The organism is Paracoccaceae bacterium Fryx2 (assembly GCA_032334235.1).
Classification (GTDB): Bacteria; Pseudomonadota; Alphaproteobacteria; order Rhodobacterales; family Rhodobacteraceae; genus JAVSGI01.
Window position 1 is genome coordinate 2,450,650 of record JAVSGI010000005.1, and the last position, 16,221, is coordinate 2,466,870.

9 protein-coding genes are annotated in these 16,221 nt (G+C 70.2%); 5 read left to right on the top strand and 4 right to left on the bottom strand.

Going from position 1 to position 16,221, the window contains the following annotated elements:
* The first annotated feature begins 7 nt into the window (after nucleotides 1-7).
* Nucleotides 8-778 carry a peroxide stress protein YaaA gene (yaaA, locus tag RNZ50_21075; GenBank protein ID MDT8857487.1) on the top strand — a complete coding sequence of 257 codons (771 nt, stop codon included), beginning with the start codon at nucleotides 8-10 and terminating at the stop codon, nucleotides 776-778.
* A gap of 24 nt (nucleotides 779-802) precedes the next feature.
* Here yaaA and RNZ50_21080 read toward each other — a convergent pair whose 3' ends face one another.
* Nucleotides 803-3,346, bottom strand: coding sequence for a response regulator (locus RNZ50_21080; GenBank protein ID MDT8857488.1), 2,544 nt, complete (start codon nucleotides 3,344-3,346; stop codon nucleotides 803-805).
* A gap of 188 nt (nucleotides 3,347-3,534) precedes the next feature.
* On the opposite strand from RNZ50_21080, the gene RNZ50_21085 reads away from it, so the two are divergent.
* Together RNZ50_21085 and pbpC are read left to right on the top strand one after the other, a co-directional pair.
* Nucleotides 3,535-8,991 (top strand): alpha-2-macroglobulin family protein, encoded by a 5,457-nt coding sequence (locus RNZ50_21085; protein MDT8857489.1) that lies wholly within the window; start codon nucleotides 3,535-3,537, stop codon nucleotides 8,989-8,991.
* On the top strand, nucleotides 8,988-11,024 hold the full coding sequence (gene pbpC / locus RNZ50_21090) for a penicillin-binding protein 1C (GenBank protein ID MDT8857490.1): 2,037 nt from the start codon (nucleotides 8,988-8,990) through the stop codon (nucleotides 11,022-11,024). Before RNZ50_21085 ends, pbpC begins: the two co-directional genes overlap by 4 nt.
* Nucleotides 11,025-11,164: 140 nt before the next feature.
* Here the strand turns inward: pbpC and RNZ50_21095 are convergent, their stop codons facing one another.
* Complete coding sequence (locus RNZ50_21095; GenBank protein MDT8857491.1) at nucleotides 11,165-12,340, bottom strand: acetyl-CoA C-acyltransferase family protein; 1,176 nt, start codon at nucleotides 12,338-12,340, stop codon at nucleotides 11,165-11,167.
* Nucleotides 12,337-12,813 (bottom strand): hypothetical protein, encoded by a 477-nt coding sequence (locus RNZ50_21100; GenBank protein MDT8857492.1) that lies wholly within the window; start codon nucleotides 12,811-12,813, stop codon nucleotides 12,337-12,339. The genes RNZ50_21095 and RNZ50_21100 overlap by 4 nt, the downstream gene beginning before the upstream one ends.
* Nucleotides 12,814-12,941: 128 nt before the next feature.
* Here RNZ50_21100 and RNZ50_21105 point away from each other — a divergent pair, with 128 nt between their 5' ends.
* Both RNZ50_21105 and fahA read left to right on the top strand, forming a co-directional pair.
* Complete coding sequence (locus tag RNZ50_21105; protein MDT8857493.1) at nucleotides 12,942-14,066, top strand: hypothetical protein; 1,125 nt, start codon at nucleotides 12,942-12,944, stop codon at nucleotides 14,064-14,066.
* A 121-nt stretch (nucleotides 14,067-14,187) separates the two neighbouring features.
* A complete protein-coding gene (gene fahA / locus RNZ50_21110; protein ID MDT8857494.1) occupies nucleotides 14,188-15,441 on the top strand; it encodes a fumarylacetoacetase in 1,254 nt (417 codons plus the stop codon).
* A 33-nt stretch (nucleotides 15,442-15,474) separates the two neighbouring features.
* Here fahA and RNZ50_21115 read toward each other — a convergent pair whose 3' ends face one another.
* The gene (locus RNZ50_21115; protein MDT8857495.1) at nucleotides 15,475-16,209 is read right to left on the bottom strand and encodes a metallophosphoesterase; all 735 of its coding nucleotides are present in this window, start codon (nucleotides 16,207-16,209) and stop codon (nucleotides 15,475-15,477) included.
* Nucleotides 16,210-16,221: the final 12 nt, after the last annotated feature.

Genomic DNA, 16,221 nt, shown 5'->3' on the forward strand with positions numbered 1-16,221 from the left:
GCTGGCGATGCTGACCGTGATTTCCCCCGCCAAGCGGCTGGACGAGGCGCCCCTTGCCGGGGCCGAGATTACGCGGCCCGCCTTCGGAGCCGAGGCGCTGGAACTGGCCGCCGTGGCGCGCGGGTTGACGGTGGCCGACCTGCGGCGGCTGATGGGTATTTCGGAACCGCTGGCGCGGCTGAACCGCGACCGCTTTGCCGGGTTCGCGGCGCAGGCGGAAAAGCCCGCGATGCGGCTGTTCGCGGGCGACACCTATGCCGGGCTGGAGGCCCGGACGCTGGACACTGACGCGCTGCGCTGGGCCCAGGGTCGGCTGCGCATCCTGTCGGGGCTTTACGGGCTGCTGCGGCCGCTGGACGCGATCCGGCCGCACCGGCTTGAAATGGGCAGCAGGCTGGCGAACCCGCGCGGGCCGGACCTTTACGCCTTCTGGGGCGACCGCATCGCGCGGGCGCTGGATGCGCAGGCCGATGCGGTGGGCGCGCGGGTGCTGGTGAACTGCGCCTCGGCCGAATATTTCGGCGCGGTGGACCGGGCGGCGCTGCGGCTGCGGGTCGTGACGCCGGTGTTTCTGGAGGACCGCGAGGGCGAGCCCAGGATCGTCAGCTTCTGGGCCAAGAAGGCGCGGGGGGCGATGGCGCGCTTCATCGCGGAGCACCGGCTGACCGACCCCGCCGACCTGCGCGACTTCGCGGCCGGCGGCTATCGCTATGACGCCGCCCTGTCGGACGGCGACCGGCCGGTGTTCCTGCGCCCGGCTCTGGTGCAGACCGCCTGAGGAGCGGGGGTGACGGCCGGGGGCTCACGCCTCGGCCTCGGCCTGCACCGGCTGGGCGTCGGTCGGGCAGAAGTCGGCCAGCGCCTCGATGATCGCGGTCTTGCGCAGCGGTTTGGTCATGTAGCGGTCGATCCCGGCGGCGAGGATGTCATCGGCGTCGCCGTCCATCGCGTGCGCGGTCAGGGCCACGATCGGCACGTGCCGGCCGGTGTGCGCCTCCAGGCTGCGGATGGCGCGGGCGGCCTCGCACCCGTCCATTTCCGGCATCGAGATGTCCATGAAGATCATGTCGGGCCGCAAGGACTGGAACAGGTCGACCGCCTCGCGGCCATTGCCCGCAAAGGTCAGCTCGATGTCGAGATCCTTGACCATCTTGCGGAAAACCAGCTGGTTGGTGCGGTTGTCTTCGGCCGCCAGCACCCGCATCAGCCGACCTCGCGCGGGCGCTTCGGGTTCCGCCGGCGGGGCGGGTGGGGCAGGCACCGACAGGGCCTGCAGGCGGCGGTAGAGATCGGACCGCAGCAGGGGTTTCTGCAACACGGCGGTCAGGGCCGCCGCCCCGGGCCCTTCGCGCGCGCCGGTGGAGTTCGACGACAGCAACACGATCGGCATGGTGAACCCATCGGCGCGCACCTTGGCGGCCAGCGCCACGCCGTCCATCTCGGGCATGTCGTGGTCGGTCAGCAGCACGTCGAAGTCGCCATCCTGCGCCAGCACGGCCAGGGCTTCCGCCCCAGACCGGCAGAGGGTGACCCTGATGCCGCAGGTCGACAACTGGCGTTCGAGGATGGTGCGGTTGATGAACTGGTCATCGACCACCAGCGCGCGGTCCAGCGTCACCGGCACCTGCGGCTGAACCGCATCCTCGGCCACCGGCAGCGACAGCCGGAAGCCGAAGCACGAACCCTTGCCCGGCTCGCTGTCTACCCAGACCGCCCCCTCCATCCGTTCGATCAGGCGCTGGGTGATCGCGAGGCCAAGGCCGGTGCCCTCGAACTTGCGGTTGGTTTCGCTTTCCACCTGATTGAATTCGCCGAAGATGTGGTCAAGGTGTTCGGGCGCGATGCCGATGCCGGTATCCTCGACCGAAACGTGCAACTGCTGGCTGCCGGGCTGTGTCTCGATGCCGACGACGCGGATCAGCACATGGCCTTCATCGGTGAACTTGACCGCGTTGCCGATCAGGTTGGTCAGCACCTGACGCAGCCGCCCGGGGTCGCCGATATAGCGGGTGGGCAGGAACAGATCGAAATCGACCATCAGGTCCAGCCCCTTGGCGCGGGCGCGGGGTTGCAGCAGCATGGCAACCTCGTGGATCGTGCGTTCCAGATCGAAAGGTTCGGGGTGCAGCGTCAGGCGTTCGGCCTCGATCTTGGAATAGTCGAGAATGTCGTTGATGATCACCAGCAGCGCCTCGCCCGAGGAGCGGATGGTTTCCGCGAACAGGCGCTGGTCTTCGGTCAGGGTGCTGTCGCACAGCAGTTCGGCCATGCCGACGACGCCGTTCATCGGCGTGCGGATCTCGTGGCTCATGTTGGCGAGGAAGGCGGATTTGGCGCGGTTGGCGGCCTCGGCCGCCAGGCGTGCAGCCTCAAGTGCGGCCTGCTGTTCCTTCTGGGCGGTGATGTCGACGCGCAGGCCGACCCGGCCGCCATCGGGCGTTTCCTTCTCGATCACCCGCAGCCAGCGGCCGTCGGTCATCTGCTGTTCGAAATCGTCGCTTTTCGCCTTGCGGCGCTCCAGACGCTCGGCGATCCATTCATCCTCGATCCCCACCGCATCGGCATAGGCGCCCCGTTCCAGCCCGTAGCGCAGGATCGATTCGTAGCTGGCCCCCTGCACCAGTGCCTCGGCGCTTTCGGGGTAAAGATCGCGGTAGCGTTGATTGCAGGTCATCAGCCTGTCCCCTCGGTCAAAAAGCACGAATCCGTCCGGGATCGCCTCGATCGCGGCCCAGATTCGCATCTGTTCAGTGATGTCGAGCGCGAGGCAGACCATGTCGCCGTCGCGGGATCGGTGATCGACCAGCCGCACCCAGGTGCCGCTGGCAAACTGCACCACGACAGGCTCGATCGGGTCGTCATCCCAGCGGGCCAGCATTTGCGCCGACCAGTCGGCAACGCTGCGTGCGCCGATGTCGACCAGGCCGGTATCGCCCGAAATCTGCAGGATTTCCTCGTAGCCGATGCCGGGGGCGACCTTTGTGCTGTCAAACATCGACAGGTAGGCGCGGTTGGCCGCCACCAGCCTGCGCTTTGTGTCGAACACGGCGAAGCCGTCGCGGATGGTGTTGATCGAATCCCACAGCCGCCGTTCGGCCATCACCGCTGCGGTGTGGGCGCGGTCGAGGTCCGTCAGGAAGCGCGAGTTCTGGCCCTTGAGCTCCTGCGCCTCGGACAGGGCGGCGTGGACGACGTGGCGCTGTTCGACGATCTGGTCGGACAGGGCGCGGGCGTGCAGCGACAGCTTTTCATTGGCCGCGAAAAGTTCTCTGCTCTTGTGTTCGAGCAGGCGTTCGGCGGCCAGCCGCGCGCGCCGTTCCTTGGCCAGCCTTTCTGCCATTTCCATGCCCCGATGCGCCCCGCCGCCTGCCTGTCACCCCGGTGAAAGCCTGTGCTTCTGCCCCGGCTGATCCGCACCTTCGGACAACAAGATGAAGCAAGTCTTAATGGAACAAAGCGCAAACCTGGCCGAGAATCCTTGCCATGCCGGTTTCCGGCGTGCCAGTCTCCTGCCGTCCCCTGGGAGGAATTTTCATGCGTGTCCTGTCGTTCGGCCGTCTGGCGAGTGTGGTCGGTATCGTGTGTCTTGCGCTGTCGGGGGCGGCCGTGGCGCAGGATCTGGTGCCCGCAAAGCGGATCGCGCTGAGCCAGGACACCGACTATCCGGGGGGCGACATCGCCACCATGCTCGACACCACGCTGGAGGCTTGCGAGAAGGCCTGCCTGTCGAACCGGCTCTGCACCGCGTTCACCTTCAACACCCGCAACGGGTCGTGCTTTCCGAAGTCGGCGGCCGGAGAAGGGACGTTCTTTCAGGGGGCGTTCTCGGGCCGGGTGCTGACCGCCGAACCGGGAATCGAGGCGCGCGCGCGGGAGCGGCGGGCCGATTTGCGCTTCCTGCCCGACTGGGACATTGCGGCCGCTACGGAACAGGCCGCCGGGCTGGGCAACCAGCACACCACGGGGGCGTGGAGCGCGGAGGAGCATCTGGCCTCGGCCAGCCAGTCGGAAGCGGAAGGCAATTTCGACATGGCGGCGCAGTTCACAGGGGCCGCGCTGAACCTGTCGGATGACGCGGGAACCTGGGTCGAGTATGCGCGCCGCCTGTTCGAGGCGGGCAACCGGAACACGCAACAGCAGCGCGCCTTCCACGACCGGGCGTTTTGGGCCTCGGTGAACGGCTATCTGCGGGCCGAGGCGCCGGGGCTGCGCCACACCGCGCTGGTGCAGATGGGGCTGGCGCTGGAGCGGATCGACCGCGGGCGCGACACGGTGCAGGCCTACCGGCTGGCGCAATCGCTGCAGGCGCGCGACGATACCGGCGCTCTGCTGGATGCGGCGGTGGGCAAATACGGCTTCCGCATCACCGAACACGAGGTGCAGTCCGATTCCGCCCGCCCGCGGATCTGCGCGACGTTCTCCGAAGATCTGGCCACGGCGGGCGTCGATTACGGCAGTTTCGTGCAGATGCCGGAAACGGGCATGACGGTCACCGCAGGCGGCTGTCGGCAGTTGTGCGTCGAGGGGCTGAGCCATGGCGCCCGCTACACCGTGACCTTCCGCGAGGGGCTGCCTGCGGCCGACGGGCAGAGCATGGCAAAATCGGTGCCGATCACCGCCTATGTCCGCGACCGCAGCCCCGGCGTGCGCTTTCCGGGGCGGGCTTACGTGCTGCCGAAATCGGGCAGCGCCGCCCTGCCGGTGGAAACCGTGAACGCCGAGAAGCTGGAACTGACGCTTTACGCCGTGTCGGACCGCAACCTGCTGCGATCCTTGCAGAACGACTATTTCGGCACGCCGATGCCGGAGTATCAGGAGGGGTCTTTCTCGGGCGAGGTCGGCTCGCAAATCTGGACAGGCACCGCCACGGTGGGGATGGAGGTCAACCGCGACGTGACCACCCGCCTGCCGCTGGACGAGGCGATTGCCGGGCTGCCTGCCGGGATCTATGCGCTGAAGGCCGCCGTGCCGGGGGTGGACCCCTATGTGGTCGGCGCGGCGTGGCAGTGGTTCGTGATTTCCGACCTTGGCACCACCACGATGAGCGGCGTTGACGGGCTGCATGTCTTCGTGCGCTCGCTGGGCACGGCGGCGGCGAAGCCGGGGGTTTCGGTCGAGTTGCTGTCGCGCGCCAACGCGGTGCTGGGCACGGCGGTGACCGATGAAATGGGGTATGCGCGGTTCGAGCCGGGCCTGACGCGCGGCACCGGCGGGGCCTCGCCCGCGCTGGTGGTGCTGCGCGAGGGGGAAAGCGACATCGCCTTCCTGTCGCTGACCGACCCCGAGTTCGACCTGTCGGATCGCGGCGTCGAAGGGCGCGAGCCTGCGCCGCCGGTCGATGTGTTCCTGACGACCGACCGGGGCGCCTATCGCGCGGGCGAGACGGTCTATGCCACGGCACTGGCGCGTGATGCAAAGGCGGCGGCGCTGCCGGGCCTGCCGCTGACCGCCGTGCTGAAGCGCCCGGATGGCGTGGAATATTCGCGCGCACTGGTGGCCGATGGCGGGGCGGGCGGGCATGTCTTTGCGCTGCCCGTCGCCGGGTCGGCGCCGCGCGGCGTCTGGCGGCTGGAAGTGCTGGCCGATCTTGCGGCCGAACCGCTGGCGGCGCGCACGTTTCTGGTCGAGGATTTCCTGCCTGAACGGATCGACTTCGACCTGACGCTGGCCGATGGCCCGCTGCGCCCCGGCGCTGTAGCACCGCTGACGGTCGATGCGCGCTACCTGTTCGGCGCGCCGGGGGCCGACCTTGCGATCGAGGGCGAGGTGCTGGTGCGCGAGGCCAAGGATCTGGCAGCCTGGCCCGGCTATGTCTTCGGGCGGCAGGACGAGCCGTTCAACGCGCGGATGGAGTCGCTGCCCGGCGGGGTGCGCACCGATGCCTCCGGGCAGGCGGTGCTGGACATGGCGCTGCCTGCGGTCGAAGCCGCCGACCGGCCGCTGGAAGCACGGGTGACGGTGCGGGTTGCCGAAGGCTCCGGCCGCCCGGTGGAACGGCAGGTGGTGCGGGCCCTGACCCCCGCCGCGCCGATGATCGGGGTGAAGCCACTGTTCGACGGCGTGGTGGCCGAGGGTGCCGAGGCGCGCTTTGCGCTGGTCGGGGTGGGCGCGGACGAGGCCGCCGCGCCGATGGCGGTGACGTGGGAGCTGACGCGGATCGAGACCCGCTACCAGTGGTATCAGAGCTTCGGTAACTGGAACTGGGAACCCGTGGTCAGCAGCAGTTTCGTGACCGAAGGCACGGCGACGCTGGGCGCGGGCCCGGTGGAGATTGCGGCCCCGGTGCAATGGGGCGAGTATCGACTTACGGTGACCCGCAGCGACGGTGCTGCGGCCGAAACCACGACGCGGTTCCATGCGGGCTGGTATGCACCCGCCGATACCACCGCGACGCCCGACACGCTGGAACTTTCGCTCGACCGACCGGCCTACAAGGCGGGCGACACGGCGGTGCTGCGGATCGTGCCGCGCGCGGCGGGCACGGCGCTGGTGACGGTGCTTTCCAACCGGCTGGTTGCGATGCAGGCGGTCGAGGTGACCGAGGGCGAGAACCTGATCTCGCTGCCCGTCACCGACGACTGGGGCGCGGGGGTCTATGTCACCGCCTCGGTGCTGCGGCCGATGGACGTGGCGGCGGGGCGCAACCCGGCGCGGGCGCTGGGGCTGACCCATGCAGCGGTCGATCCGGGCGCGCGCAAGCTGGTGGCAACGGTGGAAACCGCGCCCGAGGCCGCACCACGCGGGCCGATGGAGGTGGCGGTGAAGGTCGAGGGCATCGCGGCGGGCGACACCGCCTATGCGACGATTGCGGCGGTGGATGTCGGCATCCTGAACCTGACCGGTTTTGAGAGCCCCGATCCCACGGGGCACTATTTCGGCCAGCGCAAGCTTGGGATCGGCATCCGCGACGTTTACGGGCGGCTGATCGACGGGCTGAACGGGGTGCAGGGCGTGGTGCGCTCGGGCGGCGATGCCGGGGCCGGGGCGCGGTTGCAGGCACCGCCGCCGACCGAGGAACTGGTGGCCTATTTCACCGGGCCGGTGCAGGTGGGGGCCGATGGCTATGCCCGCGCCAGCTTCGATCTGCCATCGTTCAACGGCACGGTTCGGGTGATGGCGGTGATCTGGTCCGACACGGCGGTGGGTCAGGCCGAGGCGGACGTGCTGGTGCGCGACCCGGTGGTGGTGACCGCCAGCCTGCCGCGCTTCCTGTCGCCGGGCGACGAAAGCCGCCTGCTGCTGGAAATCGTTCATGCCAGCGGGCCTTCCGGGCGGATGGGGCTGGATGTCACGGCCAATGGCGTGACACTCGGCTCCGTGCCCTCGGGCTTCGATCTGGGCGACAAGGCGAAGGCGGTGTTTGCGGTGCCGCTGACCGCCGGTGCGGTGGGGGTGCAAAGCGTCGATGTGGCGCTGACCACGCCGGACGGCAAGCAACTGAAGAAGCGCCTGCAGATTCCGGTTCAGGTCAACGACCCCGAACTGGCGCGGACCAGCCGGTTTAAACTGGCGCCGGGGCAGAGCTTTACCTTCGACGCCAACGTGTTTGCGGGGCTGGCCCCCGGGTCGGGCAGCGCCACGCTGGCGATCGGGCCGTTAGCCCGGCTGAATGCGCCGGGTCTGCTGGCCGCCTTGGACCGCTACCCTTACGGCTGCACCGAACAGATCACCTCGAAGGCGATGCCGCTGTTGTATTTCGACCAGGTGGCGCAGGCGATGCAGCTTGGCGGGGCTGATAACATCGCGCAGCGGATCAATGAGGCGGTGGCCGAGATCCTGACCAACCAGACCTCGGAAGGGGCGTTCGGGATGTGGCGTCCGGAATCCGGCGACATGTGGCTGGATGCCTATGTCACCGACTTCCTGTCGCGCGCCCGGGCGCAGGGCCATGCGGTGCCGGACGGGGCCTTCCGGCAGGCGCTGGACAACCTGCGCAACCAGGTGAACTACACCGCCGATTTCGACAGCGGCGGCGAAGGGCTGTCCTATGCGCTGATGGTGCTGGCACGCGAGGGTGCGGCGGCAGTGGGCGATCTGCGCTACTATGCCGATGTGAAGGGCGATGCCTTCAGCACGCCGGTGGCACAGGCCCAGCTTGGCGCGGCGCTGGCCTCCTATGGCGACCAGACGCGGGCGGATGCGATGTTCCGCCGGGCCGGGGCCAAGCTGACGGCGCTGCCGGGTGCAGAGACCGATCAGGTGTTCCGCATCGACTATGGCACCCACTACCGCGACGCGGCGGCGGTTCTGACGCTGGCGGCAGAGGCCGGGTCACAGGCGGTTGACCGGGCGGTGCTGACCGACCGGATCGCCGCGCGCGGCACCGGGCTGTCCACGCAGGAGGCGACCTGGGCCCTGCTGGCGACCAACGCGCTGATCGACCGGCCGGGCACCGAGGGACTGACCATCGACGGCGCCGCCCCGAACGGCCCGCTGGTGCGGGTGCTGGAGGCGCAGGCGGCCTCGGTTCCGGTGGTGGTGGCCAATGGCGGCACGGCGCCGACCACGCTGACGGTCACGACCTACGGCGTGCCGTCGGAACCCGAACCGGCGGGCGGCAACGGCTATGCCATCACCCGCAGCTACTACACGCTGGAGGGCGAGCCCGCGACGGTTGACAGCGTGAAGGCCGGCACCCGGCTGGTGACGGTGCTGGAGGTGACGCCTTTCGGCAGCGGCGAGGCGCGGCTGATGGTGGCCGACCCGCTGCCCGCCGGGTTCGAGATCGACAACCCGAACCTGATCAAGGGCGGGTCGATCTCGGCGCTGGACTGGCTGGGGCTGGAGGAGGATGTGGCGCACAGCGAGTTCCGTCAGGACCGTTTCCTGACCGCCGTGAACCGCACTGACTCCACACCGTTCAGGCTGGCCTATGTGGTGCGGGCGGTTTCGCCGGGGGTGTTCCACCATCCGGCGGCTTCGGTCGAGGACATGTACCGCCCTGACTTCCGTGCCCGCACGGATGCCGGACGCATCACGATCAACGAGTGATGCGCGCCCGCTGGCTTTTGTCGCTGGCCGCTGCCCTTTGGGTGGCGGCCGTGGTGCGCGATGCGGGGGAGGAATGGGTGCTGGCGACGGTGTTGCCGCCCTTGGCCGTGGAAACGTCGGTCGAGGTGGTGGACCGCAACGGCGCCCTGCTGCGCGCCTATACCGTGGCCAACGGTCGCTGGCGGCTGGCGCTGGAGCCGGGCGCGGTGGATGCGGGGTACCTGGCGATGCTGGTCGGCTACGAGGACCGGCGGTTTCATGACCACGGCGGGGTCGATCTGCGCGCGATGGCGCGGGCGGTGGCGCAGGCGGTGTGGCATGGCCGGGTGATCTCGGGCGGGTCAACCCTGACGATGCAGGTCGCGCGGCTGCTGGAGGAAAGCGGCACCGGCAAGGTGGCGGGCAAGCTGCGCCAGATCCGGGTGGCGCTGGCGCTGGAGCGGCGGTTGGGCAAGGACCAGATCTTGCAGCTTTACCTGCATCTGGCGCCCTATGGCGGCAATCTGGAAGGGCTGCGGGCGGCGACCCTGTCGTATTTCGGCAAGGAGCCGTGGCGGCTGACCACCGCCGAGGCGGCGCTGATGGTGGCCATTCCGCAATCGCCCGAGGCGCGCAGGCCCGACCGCGCGCCGGGGTCGGCCTTGGCGGCGCGGGGCCGCGTGCTGGGGCGGGCGGTGCAGGACGGGGCGCTGGCCGCCGATCAGGCGCTGGCGGCGGGAAGCGAGGCCGTGCCGCAGGCGCGCCGGCCGTTCCCCGCGCTGGCGCCGCATCTGGCCGACCGCGTGCGCAGGGACGCGCCGGGCGCGGGGCGGGTGCAGGTGACGCTGGACCGGGGTTTGCAGCGGCAACTGGAGGCGCTGGCTGCCGAGGCCGTGGCCGGTCAGGGCGACCGGTTGCAGGTGGCTATCGTGGTGGCCGACCACCGCTCGGGCGAGATTCTCGCCTCGGTCGGGTCGGCGGCATACCGGGCGGATGCGCGGCAGGGGTTCGTGGACATGACGCGGGCGCTGCGCTCGCCGGGCTCGACGCTGAAGCCGCTGGTCTATGCGCTGGCCTTTGACGAGGGGCTGGCGCATCCCGAAACGCTGATCGAGGACCGGGCCACCGACTTCAACGGCTATGCGCCGCAGAACTTCGACCGGATCTTCCGCGGCACGGTGCGGGTGCGCGAGGCGCTGCAACTGTCGCTGAACCTGCCGGTGGTGGCGCTGACCGAGGCTTTGGGGCCTGCGCGCCTGCTGGCAGCGATGGAGCGCGCCGGGATGCGGGCCGAGGTGCCGGGCGGCCAGCCGGGGCTGGCGGTGGCGCTGGGCGGCGTGGGGGTCACGCTGGAGGACATGGTGCAGCTATACGCGGCGCTGGCGCGGGGCGGCGTGGCGCTGCCGCTGCGGGTGACGGGCGAGGGGGGCGAAGGCGCGCGGGTGGTTTCGGCCGTGGCGGCGTGGCAGGTGGGTGACATCCTTGCCGGGCTGGCCCCGCCGCCGGGGGCGCCTGCCAACCGGCTGGCCTACAAGACTGGCACCAGCTACGGCCACCGCGACGCCTGGGCGATCGGCTATGACGGGGCGCATGTGGTGGGGGTCTGGATGGGCCGGGCCGATGGCACGCCGGTGCCGGGGGCGTTTGGCGGCGATCTGGCGGCGCCGGTGCTGTTTCGGGCCTTCGCCCGGGTGACGCCCGCGCTGGTGCCGCAGCCCCCTGCCCCGCCCGCGACCCTGCTGGTGTCGAACGCCGCGCTGCCGCAGCCGCTGCAACGCTTCCGGTCGCGCAACGCGGCGTTTCAGGTCGCGGCGGACGCGCCGGTGGTGGCCTTTCCCCCCGACGGGGCCGAGGTGGAACTGCTGCCCGAGGGGCTGCTGGTCCGGGTGCGCGGCGGGGCGGCGCCGTTCACCTGGCTGGCGGACGGCGTGCCGCTGGTGGTGGCGCTGCGCGGGCGCGAGGCGGTGCTGCCGATGCCGGGGCCGGGCTTCGTGCAGTTGTCGGTGGTCGACGCGCAGGGAAGGTCGGCCCGCGCCTTCGTGCGGCTGCACTAGCCGCGCGGGCGGAACCGGGGTTTCACACCCCCCCTGCCCGGCCATGGGCCGGGCGTTCTGCGCTGAAAACCTTCCACCGGAAGGTTTTCCGGGCGCGCATCACCGTGGGGTATTTGGACCAAGAAGAAGCGCAGTGGAGGTCAGATCCGCTCGATCGCCAGCGCGATGCCCTGGCCGCCGCCGATGCACATGGTGATCAGGGCGCGGCGGGTGCCGGTGCGTTCCAGCTCGTGAAGCGCCTTGACCACCAGCAGCGCGCCGGTGGCGCCGACCGGGTGGCCCAGCGCGATGGCGCCGCCGTTGGGGTTGACGCGTGCGGGGTCGAAGCCGAGGGTGGCGCTGACGGCAAGGGCCTGGGCGGCGAAAGCCTCGTTCGATTCGATCACGTCGAAGTCGGCAACGGTCAGGCCGGTACGGGCCAAGAGCGCCTCGACGGCGGGAATCGGGCCAAGGCCCATCACCTCGGGGCGCACGCCGGCAATGGCGTAGCCGGTGATGCGGGCGCGCGGGGTCAGGCCCTGGCGGTCGGCGGCATCGGCGCGGGCGAGGACAAGGGCCGCGGCGCCGTCGTTGATGCCGCTGGCGTTGCCCGCGGTGACGCTGCCGGTCTTGAGGAAGGCCGGGCGCAGGCCCGCCAGCGCGTCGAGGCTGGTGGCTTTCGGATGTTCGTCCTGGGCGAACGACACCGCGCCCTTGCGCGAGGCGATCTCGACCGGGACGATCTGGCTGGAAAAGCGGCCCTCGGCTATGGCGCGGGCGGCGCGGGTCTGGGATTCGAGCGCGAAGGCGTCCTGGGCCTCGCGGGTGATGCCGTGCCCGGCTGCGACGTTCTCCGCCGTGACGCCCATGTGGCCGGTGCCGAACGGGCAGGTCAGCGCGCCGGTCATCATGTCGACGGCCCCGGTGTCGCCCATCTTCTGGCCGAAACGGGCGGTGGTCAGGGCGTAGGGGGCGCGGCTCATGCATTCGGCACCGCCGGCCAGCGCGAAGTCGGCGTCGCCGAGCATCAGCGACTGGGTGGCCGAAACGATGGCCTGCGCGCCCGACCCGCACAGCCGGTTGACGTTCATCGCCGGGGCGGTTTCGGGCACGCCGGCCTGCATCGCGGCAACGCGCGACAGGTACATGTCGCGCGGCTCGGTGTTGATGACGTGGCCGAACACGGTCTGGCCGATGGCGGCGCCGGGCAGGCCCGCACGCTCCAGCGCCGCCTTCGCGGCGACGGTGGCAAGCTCGATCGGGCTCACGCCGGACAGCGCGCCGCCAAAGGTGCCGATGGCGGTGCGGGCGGCAGAGAGGATAACGATGTTGGTCATTTGGAAACCTCGGGTTTGTGACTGTCGGGGGCTGCGGCGGCGAAGGCCGGGTTGAAATGCAAGGTGTCAAGGATTGCCGGGATACGCGAGAAGGACGCAACGTCCACCCGCCGGTGCCGGGCGTTGCCTGCCTGCGGCACCGGGCAGATGTCGGCAAGGCTGACGATCCTGCCGCGGCGGAAGCGGCCGGTGGCGGGTTCGTCGAGCATCCGGTCCGGCGCCTTCCGGCCGCGGGTGCTGGGATGCTGCATCCGGCCTTCGCCCGTGACCGCCGTGCCCGGGGCCGCGGCGGCGCGGGTCCGGGTGCGGCCAGCCGGATCGGGAAGCCCGCGCAGCGCGTCTTGCGCAGGTGCTCCGGGATGGCGGGCGATTGCGTCAGGGTCAGCCCGGCGACCGGCAAAGCCGCGCCTGCCGGACGAAGCGGCGACCGCAGGCTGGCAGGGCAGAAACGCGGCTAGGTCGAAACTGCTCAAGGTATGGCTCCGGGAAATCGGGCTTTCTGCATTGGTGCAGGAAAGGCAGGCGGCGCGCAAGCCTGTGGGGGCGGTTGACAGTGGCCGCAGGCCGGGCGATGGCGGCGCCTGCAGATCGGGGGCGGATGATGCGGCAACTGGTGGGAACGAACGCAGGCTTGCTGGTCGTGGGGCTGCTGAGCTTCGTGCTGATGGGGGCGGGGCAGTCGATGTATGGCCCCGCGCTGCCAGCCTTTGCCCGGATGTTCGCGCTTGGCGGCAACGAGGTGGCGCTGCTGGTGTCGGCGCATTGGGTGGGGGCGGCCGTCGGGGTGACGGCCATGTTCCTGCGCGCCGACAAGGTGACGCCGCGGCTGATGCTGGCGCTGATGGCGCTGGGGGCCGGCATGGTGGCATCGGGGTTGCACTGGGGGCTGGTGCTGCTGGGCGCGGTGGTGTTCGGCGCGGGCTACGGAGGCTCGACGACGATCTACAACCGCCGCTTCCTGATGCGCTTTGGCGCGCGCGGCCCGGCGATGCTGAGCCTTCTGAACGCGGTGTTCGGCATCGGGGCGATTGGCGCGCCGCTGGCCTTCGTGGCACTGGGCAGCGACACGCGGCTGGCCTACGGGCTGGTGGCGGTGCTGACGGGGCTGGCGGTGCTGGGAGCGGGCGCGGCCGGCCCCGCCGAGCCTGCCACGGCAACCGCCGGGAGGTTTTCCTTCCGGCCGGGCATCCTGACGTTCGGGGCACTGGCGATCGGGGTCGAGGCCAGTCTGATCGGGCTGGGGCCGGTGGCGCTGATTGCGGCGGGCGAGACCGAGGCGCGGGCGGCGGAACTGCTGTCGCTGTTCTTCGTCGCGTTTCTGGCGGCACGGCTGGGGCTGGTCTGGGTGTCGGGCGCGCTGGCGCCTTTCACACTGTTCACGCTGGCGCTGGGGCTGGCGGGGGGGCTGGCGCTGGGGGCGGCGATGGTGGACGCGGCACTGTTCTTCGTGGCGCTGGGGGTCTGTGCCGGCATGTTCTTCCCGGCGTTCTACGTCTGCGCCTCGGTGCGGATGGGGGATGATGCGCGCGTGTCGGCCACCATCATCGCGGCCGGGCTGGCGGGGGGCATCGTCTGCCCGCTGCTGCTGGGGGTGCTAATGGCGCGGTTCGGCGACGCGGTGTTCTTCTGGGTGATCGCCGGGATGACGCTGGCGGCCTTTGTGGCGGGGGTGCTGGCGCTGGGCCGGATGAACCGGCCCGAACCGGCGCCGGGGCGCGAAGCCTGATCCCTTCGCCGTGCGCGCGGTGCAGGATCGGCGGCCGGGAAAGCCTGACGAAGGTATTCGACGCCATGCCGGGGGTGAAGTAGGGTCGGCACGCAGGCACATGTTGGAGGCGGGGCAAGAGATGCTGTTGAGATCATGGGTGGAAAGCGCAAACTTCGCGACCACCGACTTTCCGTTGAACAACCTGCCCTGCGGGGTGTTCTCGGTCGGGCACGACGCGCCGCGCTGTGGCGTGGCGATCGGCGACATGGTGCTGGACGTGACGGTGCTGGAGGAGGAAGACCTTCTGGTCGTGGCCGACCAGCCGGTGTTCGACGTGCCGTTCTGGAACGACTTCATGGAGCTTGGCCCTGACGCTTGGGCGGATTTTCGTGCGCAGGTGACGGGGTTTCTTGCCGAAGGCGCAGCGAAGCGGTTCCTGCTGGAGGATTACCTGCTGCCCATGGCGGAGGTGCAGATGCACCTGCCGTTCCTGGTGGCGGAGTTCACCGATTTCTTCTCGGGGCGAAACCATGCGGTCAACGTCGGCGCGTTGTTGCGCGACCCGGAAAACGCGCTGCCGCCGAACTGGCTGCATCTGCCGATCGGGTATAACGGGCGGGCGTCGTCGGTTGTGGTTTCGGGCACTGACCTGCGCCGCCCGCTGGGCCAGCTGAAGCATGCGGGCGCGGATGTGCCGCATCTTGGCCCCTCGAAGCGGTTCGATTTCGAGCTGGAACTGGGCGCGGTGGTGGGGCAGGCCAGTGCGGGCATGGTGTCGGTGGCAGAGGCCGATGCGATGATCTTCGGCTATGTGCTGCTGAACGACTGGTCGGCGCGCGACATCCAGGCGTGGGAATCCCAGCCGCTGGGGCCGTTTCAGGCCAAGGCGACGGCCACCACCATCAGCCCGTGGATCGTGATGGCGGCGGCGTTGCAGCCGTTCCGCGTGGCCGGGCCGGTGCGCGAGGTGCCGCTGCTGCCCTATCTGCGCGAACCGGGGCCGATGCTTTACGACATCGCGCTGGAGGCGGCGCTGACGCCGGAGGGCGGGGACGAGACCGTGCTGGCGCGGACAAACCATGCCGAGATGTATTACTCGGCGGCGCAGCAGCTCTGCCACCACACCACGTCGGGCTGCCCGATGACGGTGGGCGACCTGCTGGGGTCGGGCACCATCTCGGGTGCCGGGAAGGACCAGCAGGGCAGCCTGCTGGAACTGAGCCGGGGCGGCAAGGAGCCAGTGGCGATTGCCGGGGGCAGCCGCTGTTTCATCGAGGATGGCGATACCGTGACCCTGCGCGGCGCGGCGCTGGGCGAAGGCTACCGCATCGGCTTCGGGACGTGCAGCGGGCGGGTTCTGCCTGCGCCAGAGGTGCCGGACTGGGCAAGATGACCGGTCTGCGCGGCGGATGACGCTGCGAAACGGCTAGGGCCGCAGCGGCACGCGGCCGGTTTCGGTCAGGTGGAACACCTCGCGCCCTTCCAGCACCACGGCCGACAGCGGCCCGCCGTAGGCCGCGCCGCTGTCGAGATTCAGGCGGTTGCCGTAATGGGTCGGCCGGTCGATGGCGGTGTGGCCGTGCACGATCAGCGCGCCGTGGTCGCGGGTGTCGGAGAGGAACGGCTCGCGGATCCAGACGAGGTCGGTTTCGCTTTGCCGCTCCAGCGGGATGCCGGGGCGGATGCCCGCGTGGACGAAGACCGCCGCACCGCGCCGGAAAGAGGTCGGCAGGGTTTCGAGAAAGGCGCGGTGGCTGGCAGGCACCACCGCCTGCGCATCGGCCAGCACCGGGGCCAGCGGGCGTTCGCCCGCGTTCGCCACGCCATAGGAGGCCAGCGTCGTGACCCCGCCGATCCGGGGATGCAGGTAGCCGAGTTCGGGACGCAGGCCGGGATCATGTGCCTTGAGGTCAGTCAGGTAGAGCGTGAACATCCGGTCGTGGTTGCCTTTCAGCACCACCCAGTTTTCGCCCGCGGCGATGCCCGCCCGCAGGTATTCGACCACGCCGCAGCTGTCGGGGCCGCGATCGACCAGATCACCGACATGGATGATCGGCGCGTCGGCATCGCCGATGGCGGCGCGGTCGGCGGCGATGCGCGCGTGCAGGGACTTCAGCTTGTCGAGATGGCCGTGGATGTCGCCGATGGCATAGCTGCGCATGTCCGGTCCGCC

Excerpts from the sequence above, each read along its gene's own strand:
- yaaA (MDT8857487.1), top strand. The coding sequence starts at position 8 with ATGCTGACCGTGATTTCCCCCGCCAAGCGGCTGGACGAGGCGCCCCTT.
- RNZ50_21080 (MDT8857488.1), bottom strand. The coding sequence starts at position 3,346 with ATGGAAATGGCAGAAAGGCTGGCCAAGGAACGGCGCGCGCGGCTGGCC.
- RNZ50_21085 (MDT8857489.1), top strand. The coding sequence starts at position 3,535 with ATGCGTGTCCTGTCGTTCGGCCGTCTGGCGAGTGTGGTCGGTATCGTG.
- RNZ50_21095 (MDT8857491.1), bottom strand. The coding sequence starts at position 12,340 with ATGACCAACATCGTTATCCTCTCTGCCGCCCGCACCGCCATCGGCACC.
- RNZ50_21105 (MDT8857493.1), top strand. The coding sequence starts at position 12,942 with ATGCGGCAACTGGTGGGAACGAACGCAGGCTTGCTGGTCGTGGGGCTG.
- fahA (MDT8857494.1), top strand. The coding sequence starts at position 14,188 with ATGCTGTTGAGATCATGGGTGGAAAGCGCAAACTTCGCGACCACCGAC.
- RNZ50_21115 (MDT8857495.1), bottom strand. The coding sequence starts at position 16,209 with ATGCGCAGCTATGCCATCGGCGACATCCACGGCCATCTCGACAAGCTG.